The 22564-nt window shown below is 73.1% G+C and carries 26 protein-coding genes; 15 read left to right on the top strand and 11 right to left on the bottom strand.

What is annotated here, in order from left to right:
* The first annotated feature begins 23 nt into the window (after positions 1-23).
* Positions 24-590 (top strand): ribonuclease HI, encoded by a 567-nt coding sequence (gene rnhA, locus O7546_RS14990; RefSeq protein ID WP_194799427.1) that lies wholly within the window; start codon positions 24-26, stop codon positions 588-590.
* Here rnhA and O7546_RS14985 read toward each other — a convergent pair.
* The 4 genes from O7546_RS14985 to O7546_RS14970 form a co-directional block, all read right to left on the bottom strand.
* The gene (locus O7546_RS14985; RefSeq protein ID WP_013286433.1) at positions 509-769 is read right to left on the bottom strand and encodes a hypothetical protein; all 261 of its coding nucleotides are present in this window, start codon (positions 767-769) and stop codon (positions 509-511) included. The genes rnhA and O7546_RS14985 overlap by 82 nt on opposite strands.
* 36 nt (positions 770-805) lie before the next feature.
* Positions 806-1060 carry a hypothetical protein gene (locus O7546_RS14980; RefSeq protein ID WP_013286432.1) on the bottom strand — a complete coding sequence of 85 codons (255 nt, stop codon included), beginning with the start codon at positions 1058-1060 and terminating at the stop codon, positions 806-808.
* Positions 1061-1198: 138 nt separating this feature from the next.
* Positions 1199-2095 carry a pentapeptide repeat-containing protein gene (locus O7546_RS14975; protein WP_281601107.1) on the bottom strand — a complete coding sequence of 299 codons (897 nt, stop codon included), beginning with the start codon at positions 2093-2095 and terminating at the stop codon, positions 1199-1201.
* 113 nt (positions 2096-2208) lie between these two features.
* Positions 2209-2610 carry an SSI family serine proteinase inhibitor gene (locus tag O7546_RS14970; RefSeq protein ID WP_194799429.1) on the bottom strand — a complete coding sequence of 134 codons (402 nt, stop codon included), beginning with the start codon at positions 2608-2610 and terminating at the stop codon, positions 2209-2211.
* A 408-nt stretch (positions 2611-3018) separates the two neighbouring features.
* Between O7546_RS14970 and O7546_RS14965 the strand changes: the two genes are divergently transcribed.
* From O7546_RS14965 to O7546_RS14945, 5 genes are all read left to right on the top strand, one after another.
* Positions 3019-4026, top strand: a complete 1008-nt coding sequence (locus tag O7546_RS14965; protein ID WP_269697033.1) for an ABC transporter permease — start codon at positions 3019-3021, stop codon at positions 4024-4026.
* A 57-nt stretch (positions 4027-4083) separates the two neighbouring features.
* A complete protein-coding gene (locus O7546_RS14960) occupies positions 4084-5832 on the top strand; it encodes an ABC transporter substrate-binding protein (RefSeq protein WP_281601106.1) in 1749 nt (582 codons plus the stop codon).
* Positions 5833-5895: 63 nt separating this feature from the next.
* Positions 5896-6885 carry an ABC transporter permease gene (locus O7546_RS14955; protein WP_269697031.1) on the top strand — a complete coding sequence of 330 codons (990 nt, stop codon included), beginning with the start codon at positions 5896-5898 and terminating at the stop codon, positions 6883-6885.
* Between the two features lie 16 nt (positions 6886-6901).
* Complete coding sequence (locus O7546_RS14950; protein WP_281601105.1) at positions 6902-7966, top strand: ABC transporter ATP-binding protein; 1065 nt, start codon at positions 6902-6904, stop codon at positions 7964-7966.
* Positions 7963-9084 (top strand): dipeptide ABC transporter ATP-binding protein, encoded by a 1122-nt coding sequence (locus O7546_RS14945; RefSeq protein ID WP_281601104.1) that lies wholly within the window; start codon positions 7963-7965, stop codon positions 9082-9084. The genes O7546_RS14950 and O7546_RS14945 overlap by 4 nt, the downstream gene beginning before the upstream one ends.
* Here O7546_RS14945 and O7546_RS14940 read toward each other — a convergent pair.
* Both O7546_RS14940 and O7546_RS14935 read right to left on the bottom strand, forming a co-directional pair.
* Positions 9073-9642, bottom strand: coding sequence for a GNAT family protein (locus tag O7546_RS14940; RefSeq protein WP_194803463.1), 570 nt, complete (start codon positions 9640-9642; stop codon positions 9073-9075). The genes O7546_RS14945 and O7546_RS14940 overlap by 12 nt on opposite strands.
* 57 nt (positions 9643-9699) lie before the next feature.
* Positions 9700-10506 (bottom strand): SDR family oxidoreductase, encoded by an 807-nt coding sequence (locus tag O7546_RS14935; RefSeq protein ID WP_269697028.1) that lies wholly within the window; start codon positions 10504-10506, stop codon positions 9700-9702.
* Between the two features lie 93 nt (positions 10507-10599).
* On the opposite strand from O7546_RS14935, the gene O7546_RS14930 reads away from it, so the two are divergent.
* Positions 10600-10992 (top strand): hypothetical protein, encoded by a 393-nt coding sequence (locus O7546_RS14930; protein WP_269697027.1) that lies wholly within the window; start codon positions 10600-10602, stop codon positions 10990-10992.
* A 95-nt stretch (positions 10993-11087) separates the two neighbouring features.
* On the opposite strand, the gene O7546_RS14925 is transcribed toward O7546_RS14930, so the two are convergent.
* Positions 11088-11795 carry a phenylalanine--tRNA ligase beta subunit-related protein gene (locus O7546_RS14925; protein WP_269697026.1) on the bottom strand — a complete coding sequence of 236 codons (708 nt, stop codon included), beginning with the start codon at positions 11793-11795 and terminating at the stop codon, positions 11088-11090.
* 35 nt (positions 11796-11830) lie between these two features.
* A complete protein-coding gene (locus tag O7546_RS14920; RefSeq protein WP_281601103.1) occupies positions 11831-12439 on the bottom strand; it encodes a LysE family translocator in 609 nt (202 codons plus the stop codon).
* A gap of 29 nt (positions 12440-12468) precedes the next feature.
* Here O7546_RS14920 and O7546_RS14915 point away from each other — a divergent pair, with 29 nt between their 5' ends.
* Positions 12469-13953, top strand: a complete 1485-nt coding sequence (locus O7546_RS14915; protein WP_194803468.1) for a PLP-dependent aminotransferase family protein — start codon at positions 12469-12471, stop codon at positions 13951-13953.
* 54 nt (positions 13954-14007) lie between these two features.
* On the opposite strand, the gene O7546_RS14910 is transcribed toward O7546_RS14915, so the two are convergent.
* The gene (locus O7546_RS14910) at positions 14008-14997 is read right to left on the bottom strand and encodes a transcriptional regulator (protein ID WP_281601102.1); all 990 of its coding nucleotides are present in this window, start codon (positions 14995-14997) and stop codon (positions 14008-14010) included.
* A 44-nt stretch (positions 14998-15041) separates the two neighbouring features.
* Here O7546_RS14910 and O7546_RS14905 point away from each other — a divergent pair, with 44 nt between their 5' ends.
* On the top strand, positions 15042-15518 hold the full coding sequence (locus O7546_RS14905; protein WP_269697024.1) for a hypothetical protein: 477 nt from the start codon (positions 15042-15044) through the stop codon (positions 15516-15518).
* Positions 15518-15973: a hypothetical protein gene (locus O7546_RS14900; RefSeq protein ID WP_269697023.1), complete on the top strand. Its 456-nt coding sequence runs from the start codon at positions 15518-15520 to the stop codon at positions 15971-15973. The genes O7546_RS14905 and O7546_RS14900 overlap by 1 nt, the downstream gene beginning before the upstream one ends.
* On the opposite strand, the gene O7546_RS14895 is transcribed toward O7546_RS14900, so the two are convergent.
* On the bottom strand, positions 15948-16628 hold the full coding sequence (locus O7546_RS14895; RefSeq protein ID WP_194803472.1) for a TetR/AcrR family transcriptional regulator: 681 nt from the start codon (positions 16626-16628) through the stop codon (positions 15948-15950). The two genes, O7546_RS14900 and O7546_RS14895, sit on opposite strands and share 26 nt — an antisense overlap.
* 116 nt (positions 16629-16744) lie before the next feature.
* Between O7546_RS14895 and O7546_RS14890 the strand changes: the two genes are divergently transcribed.
* From O7546_RS14890 to O7546_RS14870, 5 genes are all read left to right on the top strand, one after another.
* Positions 16745-18241: an NAD(P)/FAD-dependent oxidoreductase gene (locus O7546_RS14890; protein WP_281601101.1), complete on the top strand. Its 1497-nt coding sequence runs from the start codon at positions 16745-16747 to the stop codon at positions 18239-18241.
* Positions 18234-19199, top strand: coding sequence for an SDR family NAD(P)-dependent oxidoreductase (locus O7546_RS14885; protein ID WP_269697021.1), 966 nt, complete (start codon positions 18234-18236; stop codon positions 19197-19199). Before O7546_RS14890 ends, O7546_RS14885 begins: the two co-directional genes overlap by 8 nt.
* A complete protein-coding gene (locus O7546_RS14880; protein ID WP_281601100.1) occupies positions 19196-20035 on the top strand; it encodes an alpha/beta fold hydrolase in 840 nt (279 codons plus the stop codon). The genes O7546_RS14885 and O7546_RS14880 overlap by 4 nt, the downstream gene beginning before the upstream one ends.
* Before the next feature lie 69 nt (positions 20036-20104).
* Positions 20105-20755: a GntR family transcriptional regulator gene (locus O7546_RS14875; protein ID WP_281601099.1), complete on the top strand. Its 651-nt coding sequence runs from the start codon at positions 20105-20107 to the stop codon at positions 20753-20755.
* The gene (locus tag O7546_RS14870; RefSeq protein WP_194803477.1) at positions 20752-22035 is read left to right on the top strand and encodes an MFS transporter; all 1284 of its coding nucleotides are present in this window, start codon (positions 20752-20754) and stop codon (positions 22033-22035) included. The genes O7546_RS14875 and O7546_RS14870 overlap by 4 nt, the downstream gene beginning before the upstream one ends.
* A gap of 37 nt (positions 22036-22072) precedes the next feature.
* Here O7546_RS14870 and O7546_RS14865 read toward each other — a convergent pair whose 3' ends face one another.
* On the bottom strand, positions 22073-22486 hold the full coding sequence (locus O7546_RS14865; RefSeq protein WP_013476735.1) for a hypothetical protein: 414 nt from the start codon (positions 22484-22486) through the stop codon (positions 22073-22075).
* Positions 22487-22564 lie beyond the last annotated feature (78 nt).

Below are 22564 nucleotides of genomic sequence, written 5' to 3'. Positions count from 1 at the left end.
GCGCACCCGGTAGGTTGCCGGGCATGGCGGAGGCGGAGACCGGCCGGATCGTGGAGATCTGGACCGACGGCGCGTGCAGCGGCAATCCCGGGCCGGGCGGGTGGGGTGCGGTGCTGCGCTGGGGCGGGCACGAGCGGGAGCTGTGCGGCGGCGAGGCCACCCCGACCACCAACAACCGGATGGAGCTGACCGCCGCGATCCGGGCGCTGGAGAGCCTGACCCGCCCGGTCACGGTACGGCTGCACACCGACAGCACGTACGTGCGCAACGGCATCACCGGCTGGCTGAACGCCTGGAAGCGCAACGGCTGGCTGACCGCCGCGAAGCAGCCGGTGAAGAACGCCGACCTGTGGCAGGCGCTGGAGGCGGCCTGCGCCCGGCACGACGTGACGTGGCTGTGGGTGAAGGGCCACAACGGGCACCCGGAGAACGAGCGCGCGGACGCGCTGGCGAACCGGGGCATGACCGAGGCGCGGGGCGCCGGCCCGGCCGCCACCCCGCGTGCGCGTCAGCGCAGCGGCCGGCCCTCCTCGATCTCCTCCGGCTCCTCGGACGGGTCGCCGGTGCCGGAGACCGCGTCGACGTCGTAACCGGCCCGGCTGACCTCGCGTGCAGAGCGCCGGTCCTCGGCGGGCAGATCGGCGAAGTCGTCACCGGTGTCGTCGGTGGTGTGCAGGGATTCGCCCGGTGGGCGCAGGGACGCCTCGTACGCGGTCGCGCCGTCGGGTTCGTCGCCGGCCGCGCGGCCGAAGGACTCTTCACTGGTCATGTCGCACTCCTGCCCGCAGCGGGTGACGGCAAACGTTCAGCGGGCGGCGTCCCGTCCGCGGGCCGCGTCCGGGTGGGTCGGCATCGAGGAGCCGCCCGAGCTGCTGCCGGAGGCGCCGCCAGCCATTCCGGATCCGTCGTCCTCGGTCACCTCGTCCGGTTTCGGCGCACCGGGAGCGGGCGCCGGCACGTCGGTGTCCGCGGCCGTCTGCACCAGGGGCACCTGCCCGGCCTCGTCCTCGGCGTGCGCCGGGTCGACCGGCTCCTCACCGTCGCGTGCCCGATATCCCACCGGGGGCCCCTCCCGTCGGCAACACTCGTCCGCACCGCCTTCCCCACCCCACCCCCACCAAACCGCCCCCGCCCCATCACGCCGTGATCGAGGAGTTCGTGTTCCGATCCGGCCCCGAACCGGACACGAACTCCTTGATCAACGCCGAGGTCGGGGTCGGGAGCGGGGGTGGGGGTGGCGGGGCTGGGGGTTTGTCGGGGTCAGGGTCAGGGACCAGTGGGACGGGCGGCGTAGGCCCGGCGGCAGGACCGTGCGGTGGTCGCCGCGTGCGGCGTCGAGCTGCGACTGGTGCGTGAACAGGCACTCGCCCAGGTCCGCGCCGCGCAGGTCGGCTCCGCGCAGGTCCGCGCCGGTCAGGTCGGCGGCGCCGAGGCGTACGCCCCGCAGGTCGGCGCCGATCAGGCAGGCGCCGCGCAGGTTCGCCCCGGCCAGCGGGGTACGGCGCAGGTCCACCCCGATCAGCATCGCGCCCCGGCGGTCCGGCCCGGCCTTCCCGGCGCGGGCCTGTTCGGCGGCACGGGACAGCAGCCGGTTGGCCCGGTCCCGGTGCGCGTCGACGTCGAGCGCGAGCAGGTCGTCGGGGGTGCCGTCGGTGAGCCGGCCGGTCTCGTCGAGCGCGGTGGTCAGCTCGTCGCGCAGCGGGCCGGGCGGGGTCAGGCGTACCGCCTCGGTCAGGTACCACAGCAGCTCGTGCAGCGGCCGCAGCACGGCGAAGCTGCCGAACATGCGCTGTGCGGTAGCCGGGTCGGCGCGCCAGTCGCGGCCGGCGAACGTGTGCTGCGTGAGGTGCTGACCGGCGCCGAAGCAGTCGAACACGGTGCATCCAGGGAAGCCGCGTTGCCGCAGCTCGGTGTGGATGCCGCAGCGGAAGTCGGCGCCCAGGTTCGGGCAGGGCCGCCCGGCGGGCTTGTCGATGGCGAAGTCGGCCGACGCGGTGAACGCGGGAGCGACGCAGCACACTCCGGCGCAGCGCGAGCAGTCCGCCCGCAACTCCCGCCCGTCACCCACCCGTCCTCCTCCCGGCACGGCACCCATTCTCCCCACTCCACCGGCCCACCTCCCGACCCACCCCGTCGATCATGAGGTTGACGGCGACAAATCGGACCGGAACCGCCGCCAACCTCATGATCAACGCGACAAGGAGGGGGTCAGAAGGTGAAGAGGGAGGCGGTGGTGCGCTGCATCAGGCAGGCGTTGCCGAACGTCCGGGTGTAGGAGATCGGGCGGGTCTGCCAGATGCCCACGGCACGCGCGACGACCGGGGCGTACTGGGACGTGCAGGGCGCGCCGTGCACGTCGAGCGCGTCCAGGTCGCCGTCGACGCGGGCGACGAGCCGGCAGGCGGTGATCGGGTCGGGGTGCAGGCCGCCGGTGGGCCCGCAGGTCAGCACCGTGGCGCGCGGGCCGGCGCCGTCGTCGACGGTGAGCAGCAGCACCGAGGGGGTCTCCGGGCCGGGGCGCGGCGCGGCCTGCGCGGGGGAGGCCGGCGCGGCGAGGCCGCCGAGCACGGCGGCCAGGGCCGCAGCGGCGGTACGTCGGGCGAAGGGCATGGGTGGTCCTTCCGTCGGGGCCCCGGGTGAGGGCCGGTGGACGGCCCGGCACGTCGTGCGAACCGGACCGCCGAGAACCCTAGGTGGACGGTGTGAACGCGAAGAGTCACGAAGTGTTACACCGGTCGACGCTGCCGCCCGGCTGGTGTGACATCGGCGTACGGGAATGCCCGAACGGCTGACAACCGCCCGAGTGCCTTGCGGCAACGCATTCCGAATTCGTGGAACGGCCACCTGAAAGGCTGACAACCGAATCGAGCCGTTATTGCGCCGATGCATTCCGTACGCCGGATCGTTGTCAATGCACGACAACCGGAACGGCCGTTACCGGAACGATTCTTTCCAGTGCGTCATAGCGCATTACCGTCGGGTGGCAGGCCGTTTTCGTCCCCGTCGGGAGGACTGCTCATGAGCGAACTGTCGTACTCACCGGCCGCTCCCGGCCCCGATGTCGAGGCCGTTCCTGGCCCTGCCGGCCGGCCCGGCGAATTCGTCGGCCGGTCACCCGGCCGGCTCGCCTGGCTGCGGCTCAAACGCGACCGTACGGCCCGCGCCAGCGCCGTCACGCTCGCCGTCGCCGCCCTTGTCGCGCTCGGCGCGCCACTGCTGGAACGGCTCACCGGAATCGACCCGACCGACAAGTTCGCCGACCGCCTGAACGATTTCGGAATGCCGATCGGGTATGCCGGTGGAATCAGCGCCGACCATTGGCTCGGGCTCGAACCGGGCAGCGGGCGGGACATCCTGATGCAACTGGTCTACGGCCTGCGGACGTCCCTGTTCATCGCGTTCGCCTCGGCGCTGCTGGCATCCGGCATCGGTGTCGCCGTGGGTGTGCTGGCCGGGTGGGCCAGAGGCTGGCTGGACAGCGTCGTCAACTGGCTGATCGACCTCACGCTGGCGTTCCCGTTCCTCATCTTCGCCCTCGCGGTCATCCCGATCCTCCAGGACCGCTTCTACTCCGACCGGGAGGCACCGTCGCCGGCCTTCCGGGTGGCCCTGATCGTCGCCACCTTCGGCCTGTTCAGCTGGACGTACACCGCGCGGCTGGTCCGCGGTCAGGTGATCTCGCTGCGCGAGCGGGAGTTCGTCGAGGCGGCCCGGGCCGCCGGCGCCGGCACCGCGCACATCATGCTGCGGCAGCTGCTGCCGAACATCTGGGCGCCGATCCTGGTCACCGTCTCGCTGATGGTGCCGCAGTTCATCGCCATCGAGGCGGCGCTGGCGTTCGTCAACATCGGCGTCACCGAACCCACGCCCGACCTGGGCCGCATGATCTTCAACAGCATCGGCTACGTCGCGAGCGACCCCTGGTACACCCTGTTCCCCGGGTTGACGGTCTTCCTGCTGGTCCTGGCGTTCAACCTGCTCGGCGACGCGCTGCGCGACTCGCTGGACCCCCGCTCCACCCGGTAGTCCCCACGGCCATCAGTGCCCGGCCGGCGGGGGCCGCCGGGCAGGAAGGAGCACACCGTGCGCGCACGAACCCGGACACTGACAGGTGTCCTCGCCGCGGCGGCGCTGGCCGCCGCCGGCTGCAGCCCCACCACCGACGACGGCGGGGGCGGCGACGACCAGAAGACCAAGACCCAGAGCGGATCGATCTCGTACGAGGCCGCCGACAACCAGGGCCCGGCGAAGGACGTCGCCGGGGCGACCCGCGGCGGCACCCTCACCGTGATGCAGCCGGCCGACTTCGAGCACCTCGATCCGGCCCGCAACTACGTCAACGTGCAGCAGGTCGCCGGTGGGCTGCTCTACCGCTCGCTCAACGGCTACAAGGAGGACGGCACCGGCAAGCTGCTGCTCGTCGGCGACCTGGCCACCAACCCCGGCAAGGACGTCAACGGCGACTGCAAGGTCTGGGAGTTCACCCTCCGCGACGGCGTGAAGTACGAGGACGGCACGCCCGTGTCCAGCAAGGACGTCGCCCACGGCATCGCCAGGTCGTTCGCGGCGAACCTCAACGAGGGCCCGCACTACATCCAGCAGTGGCTCTACCCGGGCGGGGCGTACAACGCGACCTACAAGGGACCGTACGACGGTGGCAAGCCGGTGCCCGACGGCGTCGCCACCCCCGACGACCGGACCATCCGGTTCACCTTCCCGCAGCCGCACTGCGACCTGCCGTACGCCGCGGCGCTGCCCACCAGCGCGCCCGTGCCCGCGGCGAAGGACACCCGCGCCAACTACGACCTGCGGCCGTTCTCGTCCGGGCCGTACCGGGTGAAGACCTACCAGCGCGACGTGTCGCTGGAGCTGGAACGCAACCCGAACTGGGATCCGGCGACCGACCCGATCCGCAACGCGTACCCGGACGCGATCCGGATGACGTTCGGCCTGGAGCAGGCCCAGATCGCCGAGCGCCTGGTCGCCGACGGGCCGGCCGACCAGGCGGCGCTGAGCTGGTCGGACGTGCCGCCGTCGGTGCTGCCCCGCACCACCGGATCCGGCGTCGCCGACCGGGTGGTGCGCGGTCCGACGCAGTACAACTGGGTGCTGAGCATCAACACCCAGCGGGTCACCGACCTGAGCGTACGGCGGGCGCTGAACTACGCGGTCGACAAGGACGCCCTGCTCAAGGTGCTCGGCGGGCAGGCCGCCGGCTCGCCGGCGACCACGCTCATGTCACCCACCACCGCCGGTTTCGTCCCCTACGACCTGTTCAACGCCCCGGTCACCGGCGACAAGGCCAAGACCGCCGAGCTGCTCGCCGGCAAGCGGCCGAAGCTGGTCCTCGCCCACTCCAACCTGGAGCTGCGCACCCAGCAGGCCGAGGCACTGCGCAAGAACCTCACCGACATGGGCTTCGACATCGTGATGAAGCCGATCGACAACAGCAGCTACTACGACGAGGTCGGCCGCAAGGACAACCCGTACGACATGTACCTCACCGGCTGGGGCTCGGACTGGCCCACCGGCTCGACTGTCATCCCGCCGGTCTACGACGGACGGGAGATCGTGGCCGAGGGCAACCAGAACCTGTCGTACCTCAATGAACCGTCTGTGAGCGCGGAGATCGACCGGGTCCGCGACCTGCCGGCCGCCGAGCAGGACGCCGGCTGGATGGCGCTCGACCGCATGATCATGGAGAAGTACGCGCCTGTAGTGCCCTGCTACTACGACGCCACCTACGAGCTGCACGGCTCGAAGGTCGGCAACGCCTTCCTCAGCGACGCGTTCGGGATCATCTCGCTCAACGGCATCTACGTGAAGAAGTGACAGCCGCGCGGGGGCGGCTGTCACGGCGGCCGCTCCCGCGCCCACCCCGGGGGAGGTGCTCCCGTGCTCCGTTTCGTCGTACGGCGGCTGCTCGTCGCCGCCCTGACCCTGGTCGTCATCAGCCTTGTCACGTTCGGCCTGTTCTTCGCGGTGCCGAGCAGCCCGGCGAAGGTGATGTGTGGCAAGAACTGCACGGCCGAGGACATCGCCCAGGTCGAGCGCCGCCTCGGCATCGACCAGCCGCTGCCCCGGCAGTACGCCGATTTCGTCGGCGGCGTCTTCGCCGGCCGGACCTACGGCGAGGGCGACTTCCGGCAGGACTGCCCGGCGCCCTGCCTCGGCTACTCGTTCCGCAACAACCAGCCGGTCACCGAGATCGTCGCCCAGCGCGCCCCGGTGACGTTCAGCATCGTCCTCGGCGGCGCCGTGCTCTGGCTCGGCCTCGGTATCTCGCTGGGCATGGTGTCGGCACTGCGCCGGGGTACGGCGTTCGACCGCGCCGCCATCGGCGTCACCCTGGCCGGGGCGTCGATGCAGGTCTACTTCTTCGGTCTGATCCTGCTCTACCTGCTCGTCTACTCCACCGGCCTGCTGCCGTTCCCCAGCTACACGCCGCTGACCGAGAGTCCGCTGCGCTGGGCGGCCGGACTGCTGCTGCCCTGGATGACGCTCGGTTTCCTCAACTCCGCGCTGTACGCCCGGCTGTCCCGGGCCCAGATGCTGGAGACGTTGTCGGAGGACTTCGTCCGTACCGCCCGGGCGAAGGGCCTACCCGCCCGGACGGTGCACACCCGGCACGCGCTGCGGGCGGCGATCACACCGATCGTCACGATCGCCGGGCTGGACATCGGCACCAGCCTCGGCGGCACGTTCATCACCGAGACCATCTTCGGCCTCCAGGGTCTCGGGAAGGCGACTGTGGAGGCGGTGCAGTTCCTCAACCTGCCGGTGGTGATGGCGACGGTGCTGCTGGCGGCGGTGTTCATCGTGGTCGCCAACATCGTCGTCGACGTGCTGTACGCGGTGATCGACCCACGGGTCCGGCTGGGCTGAGGAGGAGGAGACGGACATGGTGGAGCTTCCGGCGCCGCGTCGCGGCGAGGGCCCGTACCTGCGGGTCGAGGATCTGCGGGTGCGGTTCGACACCGAGGACGGTGTGGTGCGGGCGGTGGACGGGGTGTCGTTCGCTGTGGAGCGGGGTCGCACGTTGGGGATCGTGGGTGAGTCCGGTTCCGGTAAGAGCGTCACCTCGCTGGCGATCCTCGGTTTGCACAACGCGAAGCGCACGGCCATTTCGGGGGAGATCTGGGTGGGTGGGCGGCAGCTGGTGGGGTTGGGTGAGGAGGAGGTGCGGCGGCTGCGGGGCCGGGACATGGCGATGGTCTTCCAGGATCCGTTGTCGGCGTTGCATCCGTACTACTCGGTGGGTAGGCAGATCGCGGAGGCGTATCGGGTGCATCATCCGAGGGCCGGGAAGCGGGAGGCCCGCAGCCGGGCGGTGGACATGCTGGGGCGGGTCGGTATCCCGCAGCCCGCGAAGCGGTTCGAGCAGTATCCGCATGAGTTCTCGGGTGGGATGCGGCAGCGGGCGATGATCGCGATGGCGCTGGTGAACGATCCGGATTTGTTGATCGCGGATGAGCCGACGACGGCGTTGGATGTGACGGTGCAGGCGCAGATCCTGGATCTGTTGGCGGATTTGCAGGAGGAGTTCCGGTCGGCGATCGTGTTGATCACTCACGATCTGGGTGTGGTCAGTCAGGTGGCTGATGACGTGTTGGTGATGTATGCGGGTCGGGGGGTGGAGCACGGGAGTGTGGAGCGGGTGTTGCGGGCGCCGCAGCATCCGTACACGTGGGGGTTGTTGTCGAGTGTGCCGTCGTTGCACGGTGACGCGGATGCGGACCTGGTGCCGATCCCGGGTAACCCGCCCAGTCTGATCAATCTGCCGTCGGGGTGTGCGTTTCATCCGCGGTGCCGGTGGGCCGACGTCAACGGCGACCGGTCCCGTACCGAGGTGCCCGAGCTGGTCTCGGCGGGCACGGCCGGGCATCTGGTGGCGTGTCACCTGCCGGTCGCCGCGCGGGAGCGGATCTACCGCGACGAGGTCGCACAGGTGGGGGTGGCCCGATGAACGTGGTGGCGAACGGACAGGCGCCGGTGGTGGGCGCCTCGGGGGCGGTAAGCGGCCCGGGCGACGCAGCCCGGCTCGCGGCCGAGCCGCTGCTGTCGGTGCGCGGTCTGACGAAGCACTTCCCCGTCCGGCAGGGCCTGCGCAGCACGGGTGCGGTGCGGGCGGTGGACGGGTTGGACTTCGACGTGCGGCCGGGCGAGACGCTCGGGCTGGTGGGGGAGTCGGGGTGTGGGAAGACCACGACCGGGCGGATGCTGGTCCGCCTGCTCGAGCCGACCGCAGGCAGCATCGCGTTCGCGGGGCGGGACATCACGCATGCGAAACGTGGTGAGTTGCGCGGGCTGCGGCAGGACCTGCAGATCATCTTCCAGGACCCGTACGCGTCGCTGAACCCGCGCCACACGGTCGGGCGGATCGTGGCGATGCCGTTGCAGGTCAATCGGATCACCCCACCCGGCGGCGTCAAACACCGCGTCCAGGAACTCCTCGAACTCGTCGGGTTGAACCCGGAGCACTACAACAGGTATCCGCACGAGTTCTCCGGCGGGCAACGCCAGCGCATCGGCATCGCCCGCGCTCTGGCGTTGAAGCCGAAACTGATCGTGGCCGACGAACCCGTCTCGGCGCTGGACGTGTCGATCCAGGCGCAGGTCATCAACCTGCTGCGCAGCCTGCAACGCGACCTGGACCTGGCGTTCGTGTTCATCGCCCACGACCTGGCCGTGGTCCGGCACTTCTGCCACCGCGTCGCCGTCATGTACCTCGGCAAGATCGTCGAGATCGGCGACCGCGACACCATCTACACCCACCCACAACACCCCTACACCCGGGCACTGCTGTCCGCCATCCCCGACGTCACCACCCTCGGACCCGCCGGCCGCATCCGCCTCACCGGCGACGTGCCCACCCCACTCAACCCACCATCGGGCTGCCGCTTCCGGACCCGCTGCTGGAAAGCCACCGACCACTGCGCCACCGAAGAACCCGCACTCACCACGCGGGACGGCGGCGGGCAGCTCACCGCCTGCCACTACCCGGAGAGGCACACGCCATTCGATGCGGTCATGGGAGCCGAGCCCGCACGTTGGCCAGGGGACGCCGAGCGGTCACAGCGGTGACGGGTCGTCGCGCAGCCGGCTGTAGAGCCACCCGTCACGCCAGGCGCCGGCCCGGAACTCACAGGCCCGCAAGACCCCCTCCAGTTGGAAGCCGGCCTTCTCCAGCGATCGCTGCTCGGCAAGGTTCTCGGGGTGGGTGCCGGCCTGGATGCGCTGCGCCGGGGTGTGGCTGAACAGGTAGTCGCAGAGCAGCGCCTGGGCCCGCCAGCCGAGACCCCGGCCGCGCCATTCGGGCAGCAGCACGATGCCGATCTCCCAGTACGGTGCCCGCCCGCCGTGCTGGCCCTGGCGATAGCTGAGGAATCCGGCCGCGACGTCGGGGGGCTCGACCTGGACGATCAGGCCGCCCACCTGCTCGCCGAGATAGCCGTCCTCGGCGAAGCGGCGGGCCGGAGCGGCGGCGTCCCGGAAGCCGGCCCAGTCGAGCCCGATCAGCCCGGGTTCGACAGCGAAACGGCGCAGCATCGCCAGGTCGTCCTCGGCCACCGGGCGCAGTCGTACGGTCGAGCCGGGCGCCTTGTGCACGACGCCGGCCACCAGCGGATCGGAACTTTGCATCCTCCGCACCGTAGTGACGGGCCGGGCCGCCCGCTGCCCCCGCGCCGGGCTGACCGCCTAGACGGAACGCCACGAATCAGAAGGCAGCGCAGACGCCTGCGGCCCCATCACCAGCATCCCACCGTCCACCGCCCACGACGCGCCCGTCACGTACGCCGCAGCCGGCGAGGCGAGCATCGCCACCACCGCCGCCACCTCCCGGGCGTCACCGGGACGTCCCACCGGCACGCCGGGCCGGTCCTGCGTGAACGGGTCGACGTCCTCCTGCCCGGTCATCGGCGTGGCGATCTCACCCGGCGCGACCGCGTTGACGGTGATCCCGTCGGCCGCCAGTTCCTGCGCCATCACCTTCGTGAGCAGGCCGAGCCCGCCCTTCGCCGCGCAGTACGCCGACGAGCCGACCCGGGGCGCGTGCTCGTGCACGCTGGTGATGTTGATGATCCGGCCGCCCCGTCCGGCCGCGCGCATGCGCCGGGCGGCCCGCTGCGAGCACAGGAACGGGCCGTCCAGGTCGACCGCCAGCACCTCGCGCCACTTCGCCCAGCTCACGTCCACGAACGGCTCGGACAGGCCGGTACCGGCGTTGTTGACGAGCACGCCCAGGCCGCCGAGCCGGTCGGCCAGCTCGTCGACGACCGCCGCCGCCTCGGGGAGCCGGGTCAGGTCCAGCTCGACGGTCTCGCAACGGCGGCCGGTGGCACGCACCTCGGTGGCGGTGCGGCCGGCGCCCGCGGCGTCGCCGTACCAGGTGACGCCGATGTCGTAACCGGTCTCGGCGAGCGCCACCGCGCACGCCTTGCCGATGCCGGAGTCCGCGCCGGTGACGATCGCGACGCGGTCGTAGTCCTCGTATCGTTCGGGCATGTCCGCGCACTACCCGCGGGCGGCCACCTCAACCGGCCGGACGACCCCGGCTCACCCGGCGGTTTCGTCGGACCCGCTCGCTAGGGTACGGGCGTGATCGCCGATGACTCCGATGCCGTGACAGTCCGCTTCCTGCGCATGATGCGTGCCGAGATGGGCGCCGAACGGGTGGGCGAGGATTCGCTCGGCCGCACCGCCGATCTCGCCCGGCGTTGGTGGGGCACCGGCGACGCCGCCGACGCGCGCCTCGCCGACGCGCTGCGCGAGCTGCACGGCGAGCCGGTCGACCTGGCCGATCCGCACGACGTGGCGGGTGCCGCGAGCGCCCTGACCGCCGACGCCGGTGTGCTGACCGAGCCGGATCCGCGCGGCGCGGCGATCGCCCGGTTCGCCGCCAACGCCCGGCGGCTGCGCACCGGCGAGATCACCCCGGCCGAGTTCGACGAGCTGATGGCGCGCGACCGCACCGACGCCCCCGACGCCTGACGACGAGCCGGGCACCTGCCGGCGTCGTCGCCGGACGCCCGGAACCTGCGCACCGGCGGCACGCCGCGCGACCGGCCGTCGCTTACGAGGGCGGGTCAGCCCGTCCGGACCGGCACGGCCAACTCGGGCGCGTCAGCGGTGAGCAGCGCCGTCCGCGACGGCACGCGCCACAGCTCGTCCAGGGCCGCCGCCAGCTCGTCCAGCATCAGGCGTACGGTCGGCGCCGCCCCGTCGTGCATCGCCTCGACCACGATAAGCACCTCGGCGGTGCCGGCCCGTACCGCCGACGTGCCGCTCTGCCGGTGGCACCAGCGCCGGGCGTGCGCGTTCCCGCCCTGGTCGGCGAAGATCACCTCGCCGGACGCGGGCTGCTCGGACTCCCCGCCGAGGCCCAGGTAGGACTCGGTGCCGTCGGCCGCGCGGACGGTCAGGTCGCCGTCGATCCCGGCCAGGTCGAGCACGGCGACCGGGACCGCGTACCGGACCGAGAGCGCGTTGCCGAGGTCCACGAGCGGGTGCAGCCGGGGCAGGTCGCCGTCGCGCCGCAACCGGCGCAGCAGTGACTCGGCCGCGCAGCGGTAGCGGGTCGGCGGGCAACCCATCCGGGCGAACGCGCGGCGCCACGCCTGGATCTCCGGGAAGCCACCCTCCGGCCCGGCGGCGAGCCGGTCCCGGGCGGCGCCGAGATGCCCGGCGGACAGTGGTGTGACGTCGACGTCCGGCGTGACGCCGCCGGCGTGCAGGACGCCGCAGGTCAGCTCCGGATAGGCCGACCAGATCTCGGGGGAGTGCCGGAAGCGCACGGGAAAGACTCCTTCTACGGGCGAGCGAGTACGGGTCAGGCGGTGAACGCGAGGCCGAGGCCCAGGACGAGGAAGCTGCCGGCGAAGGCGTGCCGCAGCAGCCCGGTCAGCCGGGGCCGGGACAGCACCCGGCGGCGCAGCGCGCCGGCCAGGAGGGCGTACCCGGCGAACACCAGCAGCGTGACAGCCATGAACACCAGGCCGCAGGCGAGCATGCGCACGGTGGCGGCGGGCGCGTCCGGCGGTACGAACTGCGGCAGCAGCGCCACGAAGAACACCGTCACCTTCGGGTTCAGCAGGTTCAGCAGCACCCCGTCCCGGAACACCGCTGACGTCGGACGTGGGGGCCGGTCGCCGCCGACGGTGAGCGTGCCCCGGTCGCGCAGCGCCGACCAGGCCATCCAGAGCAGGTACGCCACACCCAGCCAGGTCACCACGCGGAACGCGGGCGTGCCGGTGCGCAGCAGGGCGGCCAGGCCGGTCACCGCGGCGATCACGTGCGGGACGAGGCTGAGCGTGCCGCCGGCGGCAGCGGCCAGCCCGGCCCGGCGTCCGCCGGTCACGGCGTTGGCGAGCGTGTGCATCACCCCGGTGCCCGGCGTGATCGCGACGACGAGCGAGGTCAGCAGGAAGGCGACTGTCATAAGGTCCAGCCTGTGACCATAATGGTCCGATGGACAGGGCCAAAGCTGTCGTCATCGAGAAGTCCAAAACGGCCGGTGCGGACTTCCTCCAGCTCGACGTCGGCGAGGCGCCCCCAGGCGGCCGCGCGGACTGGCTGGCCGCCCGGCTGCGATCGGCCATCGCCGACGGCCGGGCGCCGGTGGGCACCCGCCTGCCGGCCAGCCGGGTGCTCGCCGCCGAGCTGGGTGTCTCCCGGGGCGTGGTGACCGAGGCGTACCAGCGGCTGGCCGAGGACGGGCAGGTGGCCGGGCGCGGCCGGGCCGGCACGGTGGTGGTCGCCTCACCGGCCGCCGTGGTCACCCGGCCGCCCCGGCCCAGGAGAGCGGCGGAGGTGTTCGCCGGCCGGCCCGGACTCGACGCCTTCGACGAGCTGCGCGCCGTACCCGCCGAGGTGGACCTGACTCCCGGCGTACCCGATCTGGCGGCCTTTCCCCGCGCGGCCTGGCTGCGGGCCGAACGGGCCGTGCTGCACCGGATGACGCCCGCCGCGCTCGCCTACGGCGACCCGGCGGGCGCGCCCGCGCTGCGGTCGGCGGTGGCGAACTGGCTGGCCCGCAGCCGGGGCGTCCGCGCCGACCCGGCCGAGGTGGTGATCGTGGCCGGGGTGTCCCAGGCGCTCGGCCTGCTCGCGCGGGTGCTGCGCGATCGGGGTACGCACACCGTCGCGGTGGAGGACCCGGGCTCGCTCGGCGTACGGCAGCACCTGGCCTATTCCGGGCTGGCGACACCGCCGGTCCCGGTGGACGACAGGGGCCTGCGCGTCGACGAGCTGGAGCGGTCCGGCGCGCCCGCCGTGCTGCTCACCCCGGCGCACCAGTTCCCGACCGGGGTGGTGCTCGACGGCGACCGGCGCCGGCGGCTGCTGCGGTGGGCGCGCGACGGCGGCCTGGTGGTGGAGGACGACTACGACGCCGAGCACCGCTACGACCGTCCGCCGGTGCCGGCGCTGCGCGGCATGGCGCCGGACCGGGTCTGCTACGTCGGCAGCATCTCGAAGCTGCTCGCGCCGGCGCTGCGGATCGGGTGGCTGCTGGTGCCGCCCGCGCTGCACGCCGACACGGTGGCCGCGAAGCGGGCGGCCGACCTCGGCAACGCGGCGCTGGCGCAGCTCGTGCTGGCCGAGCTGATGGAGTCCGGGGCGCTGGAACGGCACCTGCGGCTGCTGCGGCACCGGCACGTACGCCGCCGGGACGCGATGATCCGCGCGGTTCGCGCGTACCTGCCCGGGGCGGTGGTGCACGGCGCGGCGGCCGGGCTGCACCTGATGGTCACCCTGTCCGGCGACGTCGACGACCGGGCGCTCGCGGCGGCGGCGCTGCGCCGCGGCGTGAAGGTCCACCCGCTGTCCTGGCACGGCCAGCGCCCGCAGCCACCCGGCCTGGTCCTCGGCTACGCGGCGACCCCGCCCTTCGACCTCGACCGAGCCCTCTCCACGGTGGCCGAGGCCCTCCGCACCCTCACCCCGCCCCGGTGATCAAGGAGTTCGTGTCCGAGTCGATCTCCTCGAAGGACACGAAGTCCTTGATCATCAACGGAGGGGCGGGGTGGGCGGGTGGTAGAGGGTGGCCAGGACGGTGGCGGTCTCGGCCAGGCGGGCGCGCAGCGGCGCGGGGGAGAGGACCTCCACGTCGGCGCCGAGCCGGAGCAGGTCGCCGTGTGCGTGGGTGAGCGACTCGATCGGGATGACCGCGTGCACCCAGCCGGTGGCGTCGGGCGGGCCGGCGCTCGCCTCGGCGGCGGCCACCACCACGTCGCTGCCGACCTCGCGCAGCCGGGCGAAGCCGCGCGGCGACAGCCGGATGCGCGCCTCGTCGCGGTGCAGCCCGGCCCGGAACTCCACCACGTGCGCCCGCCACCAGGCCGGCAGGTCGAACTCGGGCCGCTCGAACGGCTCGTCCAGCGGGGTCAGGTCGAGGATCTGGTTGACCCGGTAGGTGGCCGGGTCGGCGCGGTCCGGCCGGGCGGCGACCAGGTACCAGCGGCCGCCCTTGAGCACCAGCCCGTACGGTTCGAGGACCCGGGTCGTCTCGCCCCGCCAGCCCCGGTAGCGCACCCGGACCCGGTGCTGCCGCCACACCGCCTCGGCGGCCTCGGCCAGGTACGGCGACGGGTCGCCGTCGGAGTACCAGCCCGGCGTGTCCAGGTGGAACCGCTGCTCCAGCCGGGCCGCCCGGTCGGCCAGCGGCGCTGGTAGCGCGGCGCGCAGCTTGAGCTGGACGGCGGTGACGACCGACTGGTAGCCCAGCTCGGCCGCCGGTCCGGGGAGCCCGGCGAAGAGCAGCCGGTCGGCCTCCTCGGCGGTCAGCCCGGTCAGCCGGGTCCGCCAGCCCTCCACGAGCCGGTAGCCGCCGTCGTGTCCGGCCTCGCCGTACAGCGGGATGCCCGCGGCGTGCAGCGCCTCGACGTCCCGGTAGACGGTGCGCGCCGACACCTGGAGGCGGGCGGCCAGGTCGGCGGCGGTGAGCCGGCCGTGCGCCTGGAGGAGCAGGAGGATGGACAGAAGTCGACTGGCCCGCATTCCACTGACACTAGCTGTCAGGGGAGCGGTCCTAGCGTGCCCACATGGCTTTTCACGACAAGGAGCTCACAGTGCCGGGGGCCGTCGAGGTGGCCGGCCGGCACGTCAAGCGCTACCACATGGACCAGCCGGACCGCCGCCTCGAACCGCGGGTGGTCGACGCCGCGTACGCGTACCTTCCCAAGCTGCTGCCCGGTCCCGACGGCGCCACCCCGCCGGCGAGCTGGGTGGTGCTGCACCGGGGCGCGGACAGCGGCGCGTACCTGCTGGCGTACAGCTGGTTCTTCGACAACGTGGTCGAGTGCCGCATCGCGATCGCCGGGCAGCCCGCGCTGGACTGCCCGGACGACGACCCGGCGCACTTCGTCGACCTGACCCGCCCCGGCGTCGGATGCGTCTGGGAACTGGGCGTGCTGGAACACGAGCGCACCGCCTGGATCCGGCACGTGCTCGCGCCGGACCGGCCGGACCTGGCCGGCTACCTGGCCGACGCCAGGCCCGAAGGGCCGGTGGGATTCTGATGGGCGACTTCGACTTCCTCGTCGGCACCTGGGACGTGACAAACCGGCGCCTGCGGCAGCGCCACGTCGGCGGCGACGACTGGGACGAGTTCGCCGGTGTCAGCGAGGCCCACTCGTTCTTCGACGGCGCCGGCAGCTTCGACGAGATGCGCTGCCCCAGCCGGGGCTTCTCCGGCTCCTCGGTACGCATCCTGAACCCGTCGACCGGGCTGTGGTCGATCTACTGGATGCACAGCGCGCGGGGCGTGCTGGAGCAGCCGCCGGTGGTGGGCCGGTTCACCGACGGCATCGGCGAGTTCCACGCCGACGACACCGACGAGGGGCGGCCGGTGCGCTGCCGGTTCCTCTGGTCGGCGATCACCGCCGGCTCCTGCCGCTGGGAACAGGCGTTCTCCACCGACGGGGAGCGCACCTGGGAGACCAACTGGATCATGGAGTTCCGCCGGACGGCATGACCGGCGGCGTGGTGGTCCGGTAGATCGCGGTGAGCCACACGTCGAGCAGCACGTCCACCACGTCCCGCTCGGCCACCGCCGGGCCGTCCCCGGCGAACGTGGCGTACCAGACGCGCTCGTTCATCGAGTTCAGCGCGATGGCGAGGTCCCGGGCGGGCAGCCCGTCCGGGGCCGCGCCGCGGGCGCGTTCGGTCTCGATCGCGGCCTGCACCGCGCGGACCCAGCGTTCCAGCACCTCGGCCCAGAGCCGCCGCACCTCGGCGTTGGTGCCGCGCACCTGGGCGCAGGCCAGCACCACGTCACGGTGCCCGCCGAACGTGGCGTGGAACCGGGCGATCAGCTCCCGCCAGTGGGCGCGTGGATCCTCGGCGAGCCGCTCGAACACGCCACCGGCGGCGGCGTCGGCCTCTTCGGTGACCCGGTCGAGCAGCGTGAGCAGCACCGCGTCCTTGGACGGGAAGTAGAAGTAGAACGTGGGCCGGGAGATCCCCGCGCCACGCGCCAGGTCGTCGATGGAGATGTCGGCGAAGGGACGCTCGGCCAGCAACCGCTCGGCCGTGGCCAGGATCGCGGTCTCCCGGTCGTCGCCGGTGGACCGGCCGGCCCGCCGCCCGCGCGTCGGCGCGGCGCCGGTCGGCGTACGGGCGGTAGTCATGTCGGCAGATGCTACACCCGCTCGACACCGTGTCGATTCGACTCGACACGGTGTTGACTGCGGTCGACGGCGATGGATAGTGTCCGGTCCACCGCCGGTGCGAACGGGAGAAACCGATGGCCGCAGACCACGTCGACGTCCTCATCGTCGGGGCCGGCCTGTCCGGCATCGGCGCCGCCGTCCACCTCGGACGCGAATGCCCCGGCAAGACCTACGCGGTACTGGAGGCCCGGGGCGCCATCGGCGGCACCTGGGACCTGTTCCGCTACCCGGGCATCCGCTCCGACTCCGACATGTACACCCTCGGCTACTCGTTCAAGCCGTGGACCGACCCGAAGGCCATCGCCGACGGCGACTCCATCCGGGCGTACGTGCGCCAGACCGCCCGGGAGTACGACGTGGAACGGCACATCCGCTTCCACCACCGGGCGGTGCGCGCCGAGTGGGACAGCGCCACCGCGCGCTGGACGGTGCACGCCCACCGCGACGACACCGGCGAGGACGTCACCCTCACCTGCGGGTTCCTGTTCACCAACTCCGGCTACTACCGCTACGACTCCGGCTACACGCCGCGGTTCCCCGGCATCGAGAAGTACGCCGGCACGCTCGTGCACCCGCAGCACTGGCCCGAGCACCTGGACTACACCGGCAAGCGGGTCGTGGTGATCGGCAGCGGCGCCACGGCTGTCACGCTGGTCCCGGCCATGGCCGAGCGGGCCGCCCACGTCACCATGCTCCAGCGCTCACCCACGTACGTGATCGCGCTGCCCTCGCGCGACCCGTTCGCCGACGCCGCGCGGCGCTGGCTGCCCCCGAAGGCCGCGTACGCGGTGGCCCGGTGGAAGAACGTCACGCTCGGCGTGGCGAACTTCCAGCTCAGCCGTCGCGCCCCCGGCGTGGTGAAGCGGTTCCTGCGCCGGGCCGCGAAGGGCCGGCTCCCGTCCGGGTACGACGTCGACAGGCACTTCTCACCCCGCTACAACCCGTGGGACCAGCGGCTCTGCGTGGTGCCGGACGGGGACCTGTTCGCCGCGCTGAGCGCCGGGCGTGCGTCGGTGGTCACCGACACCATCGACACGTTCACCGAGCGGGGCATCCGGCTCGCCTCCGGCGAGGAACTGCCCGCCGACGTGGTGGTCACCGCCACCGGTCTCAACCTGCTCGCGCTCGGCGGCATGACCCTCGCCGTGGACGGCGCCGAGGTCGACCTCGCCTCGACGGTGGCCTACAAGGGCATGATGCTGTCCGGCGTGCCGAACTTCGCCATGACCATCGGCTACACGAACGCCTCCTGGACGCTGAAGGCCGACCTCGTCGCCACGTACGTCTGCCGGCTGCTGCGCCACCTCGACGACACCGGCCGGCAGATCGTCACACCGCTCGCCCCGGACACCGACGACCTGGTGCCGATCATCGACCTGCAGTCCGGCTACGTGCTCCGCGCCGTCGACCAGCTGCCCAAGCAGGGACCGCAGGCGCCGTGGCGGCTGCACCAGAACTATCCCCGCGACGTACGCCTGATGCGGCACGGCCCGCTCACCGACGGCGTCCGGTTCGACCGCGCCGGCGTACCCGCCACCGCGGCCACCACCTCGGGAGGAACCGATGCGTGACCTCGTCCTCCCCGGCGGCACGGCGGTGCTCACCGGCGCGGCGAGCGGCATCGGCGCGGCGCTGGCCCGCGGGCTGGCCCGGCGCGGCGCCGACCTGGTGCTGCTCGACCGGGACGCCGACGGCCTGGCCGCCACCGTCGCCGCGATCCGGGCCGCGTATCCGGACCGGCGGGTGGAGACCCACGTGGTCGACCTGGCCGACGCCGACGCCACCGACCGGGTCGCCGCCGAGATCCACCGCGCGCACCCCCGGATCCGGCTGCTGATCAACAACGCCGGTGTGGCGCTGGGCGGGCGCTTCGACCAGGTCACAGTGGAGGAGTTCCTCTGGGTCATCGAGATCAACTTCCGGGCGGTGGTCCGCCTGACCCACGCGCTGCTGCCCGCGCTCAAGGCCGAACCCGGCGCCCACCTGGTGAACGTGTCCAGCCTGTTCGGGCTGATCGCCCCCGCCGGGCAGGCCGCGTACGCGGCGAGCAAGTTCGCCGTACGCGGCTTCACCGAGGCGCTACGGCACGAACTCGTCGACGACGGCATCGGTGTCACCTCGGTGCACCCGGGCGGCATCCGCACCCGGATCGCGGCCAGCGCCCGCGTGGGCAGCGGCGTCTCCCGGGAGGAGTACGAGGCCGGGCGCAAGCAGTTCGAGAAGCTGCTCACCATCGACCCGGCCACCGCCGCCGAGGTGATCCTGCGCGGCGCGCAGCGACGCCGCGGCCGGGTGCTGATCGGCTGGTCGGCGAAGCTGCCCGACCTGCTCGCCCGCGTCGCGCCGGCCGGATACGGCAGGGTGCTGGCCCTGGGCATGCGGCAGCGCCCCGCCCGCCCCGGCGCCGCACCCCAAACGCCGCCCGCCGTCCCGGCCCGGCCCGCCGCCGGGGCGCCCGACGCCGCCGTGCCGGTTCCGTCTCCCCGGACCGTCGAGGAGACCGCGCCGGAGCCCGGACGCCGGGCGTGACGCTCGTCCTGCCCCCGGCCGGCGAGCGCACCGTCGACGGCCGGCGCGTGCGCTGCCGGATCAGCGGCGACGGGCCGCCCGTGGTGCTGCTGCACGGCATCGGCCGTACCCTCGACGACTTCACCGCCCTGCACACGGCGCTGGCGCGCGACCACCTGGTGCTCGCGGTGGACCTGCCCGGGCACGGCGGCTCCGCGCCGCTGGACGGCCCGCACACGCTTCCGGCGCTGGCCGCCGCGGTGGCCGGCTTCCTGGACTCAGCCGGGGTGACCGGCCCGGCGCACCTGGTCGGCAACTCCCTCGGCGGGGCGGTGGCGATGCGGCTGGCCGCCGACGCGCCGCAGCGCGTCGCCAGCCTGGCGTTGCTCAACAGCGCCGGCTTCGGCCGCGAGGTGACTGTGGCGCTGCGGCTGCTGGCGGTACGCCCGCTGGCCCGGCTGCTGCTGCGCCCCGATCCGAGGATCATCCGACGGACCGAGCGGGCCATCTTCCACGACCCGGCGTACGTCACCGAGGAGCGGCTCGCCGTCGCGCTCGCGGTGGCCGGGCAGCCGCACGCGGCCCGGGTGATGCTGGAGCTGGTCCGCGACCTGGGCACCTGGCGTGGGGTACGCCCGCAGTGGCGCACCGACCTGCTCGACGCGGTGGCCGCGCTCGACTTGCCCACCCTGCTCGTCTGGGGCGAGCGCGACCTCATCCTTCCCGCCGCGCACCTGGCGTACGCCCGCACCCGGCTGCCGCACGCGCGCAGCCACCTGTTCCGCGACACCGGGCACATGCCGCAGATCGAGCGGACTGCCGAGGTGGAGGCGCTGCTGCGGGAGCTGTGGGCCTGACCGTGGCCCGCGCCACTGTCCCGGCCCGCGCCGGACCGCCCGGGGAGCCCGGGGAGCAAGCTTAGATACATGACGCATCCCAGCCGGATCGCGCCGTCCGCCGCCGAGCGGGCGTACCGGCACCTCAAGCAGGCGATCCTCGAACAGGTCTACCCGGGTGGCCAGCTCGTCAGCGAGGGCGAGATCGCCGAGGCGACTGGGGTGTCCCGCACCCCGGTCCGGGAGGCGCTGCTGCGGCTGGAGACCGAAGGGCTGGTCCGGCTCTACCCGAAACGCGGCGCGCTGATCCGGCCGGTGTCGGCCCGGGAGATCGCCGACGTCATCGAGGCCCGCCGCCTGGTCGAACTGCACGCCGCCGACCGGGTCTGGCCGCGCCGCGCCGAGCTGCGCGCCGACCTGGCCCGCTGGCTGGACGAGATGCGCCGCGCGCACGCCGCCGGTGACATCACCACCCTGATGGCCGCCGACCGCTCGTTCCACGCCGCGGTGGTCGAGGCGGCCGGCAACGAGATCCTGGCGGAGCTGTACCACCGGCTGCGCGACAGGCAGCTGCGGATGGGTGAGGCCAGCTTCCGGCTCTCGCCAGGCTGGGCCGAGGTCGCCCTCGCCGAGCACGCCGGTCAGCTCGCCGCGCTCGACGGCGACGACCCGCAGGCGTGGCACGACGCGGTCGCCGCGCACATCGACACCGCCGCGCGGATGCTCGGGACGCTGCGGTGAACGCGGGTCGCCGCCCCGCCGCCCTGGTGTACGCGGTGGCCGTCACCGCCTATCTGACGGCTGTGTTCCACCGCAGCTCCCTCGGCGTGACGGGGGTCGACGCGGCGGACCGCTTCCACATCAACGCCGCGGCGCTCGCCACGTTCTCCGTCGCCCAGCTCGCCGTCTACGCCGCCATGCAGGTGCCGGTCGGCGTGCTGCTGGACCGCTACGGCTCGCGCCGGCTGCTGCTGGCCGGCGGCGCGCTGATGGTGGCCGGACAGCTCCTGTTCGCCGTCGCCACCGACGTACCGGCCGCGGTCGCCGCGCGGGTGCTGGTCGGCCTCGGTGACGCCATGACCTTCATCAGCGTGCTGCGCATCGTCGCGTTCTGGTTCCCCGGCCGCCGCAACCCGCTGCTGGTGCAGCTCACCGGCACCGTCGGCCAGCTCGGTGCGGTGCTCGGCGCGGTACCCCTGGTGCTGCTGCTGCACCGCGCGGGCTGGACCCCGGCGTTCCTGACCGCCGCCGCGCTCGGCGCGACGGTGGTGCTGCTGGTCCTCGTCGCGGTCCGCGACACCCCGCACGCCGAGCACGCCACCGCGCTCGCCCCCGACCTGGCCACCGTACGCCGCCGGCTCGCCGAGGCCTGGGCCGAGCCGGGCACCCGGCTGGGCCTGTGGACGCACTTCGTCACGCAGTTCTCCGGCGCGGTGTTCGCGCTGCTGTGGGGCTACCCGTTCCTGGTGCAGGGACAGGGCTTCTCGCCCACCGCGGCGGCCGGGCTGCTCACCGTGATGACGATGGTGACGCTCGTGTGCGGGCCGGTGCTCGCGCACCTGTGCGGCCGCTACCCGTTCCACCGCTCGGTGCTGGTCTTCGCGATCACCGCCGCCACCGCCGGGATGTGGGCGGTGGTGCTCGCCTGGCCCGGCCGCGCGCCGCACTGGCTGCTGGTGGCGCTCGTGGTGGTGCTGGCGGTGAACGGCCCCGGTTCGATGATCGGGTTCGACTACGCCCGGTCGTTCAACCCGGTGCACCGCATCGGCAGTGCCACCGGCATCGTCAACGTCGGCGGTTTCGTCGCCTCGATCGTGCTGATCCTGGGCGTCGGCGTGGTGCTCGACTTGGCCACCCCCGCTGGGTACGACGCGCCGCCGCTGTCCGCGTTCCGCTGGGCGTTCGCCGTCCAGTTCCTGCTCTGGGCGCTCGGCGCGGCGCAGGTGCTGCGCTACCGCAACGCCGCCCGTCGCCGGCTCGCCGACGAGCGGGCCGCCGCCGCGGTGCCGGCGGCGGCCTGAGTACGCGGGCAGCCGGGCGCGGCGTCGGCGCGGCCGCTCAGGGCCGGTGCCGCACCAGCGAGTCGAGCACCAGGGTCAGCCCCGCGCCGACCAGCCACACGTCCTTGGCCAGGCCGATGCCCTCCTGACTCGGCCGGAGGCTGCTGCCCTCACGCATACCCGGCGTCTTCAGGTAGAGCTGCACCAGGCCGGCGCCGAACGCGGTGAGCGCGGCCCCGGCCAGCAGCGAAGGCACGAACGGGGCGAGCAGCGCCGCGCCGAGCGCGACCTCGCCCCGCGACAGCAGCACCGCGAACCGGTCCGGCGGGATCTGCCGCAACTGCGGCATCGCGCCGGCCGCCATGCCGTGCATGCCCGCGGCGGCCTCACCCTCCAGGCCCCGCTTGCCCAGCCCGGAGTTCAGGATGTACGCGCCGATGGCGACCCGCAGCGGCGCATGCGACAGCCTCATGATCACTCCCGTCCCACCTGGTAGAACCGGCACACCGGGTACCCGGTCATGACCAGGACAATCCGCCGGGCTTCATTG

Origin of the sequence: Micromonospora sp. WMMA1976 (assembly GCF_027497335.1) — a bacterium.
Taxonomy (GTDB): domain Bacteria; phylum Actinomycetota; class Actinomycetes; order Mycobacteriales; family Micromonosporaceae; genus Micromonospora; species Micromonospora aurantiaca.
This window is presented reverse-complemented; position numbering and strand designations above follow the sequence as displayed.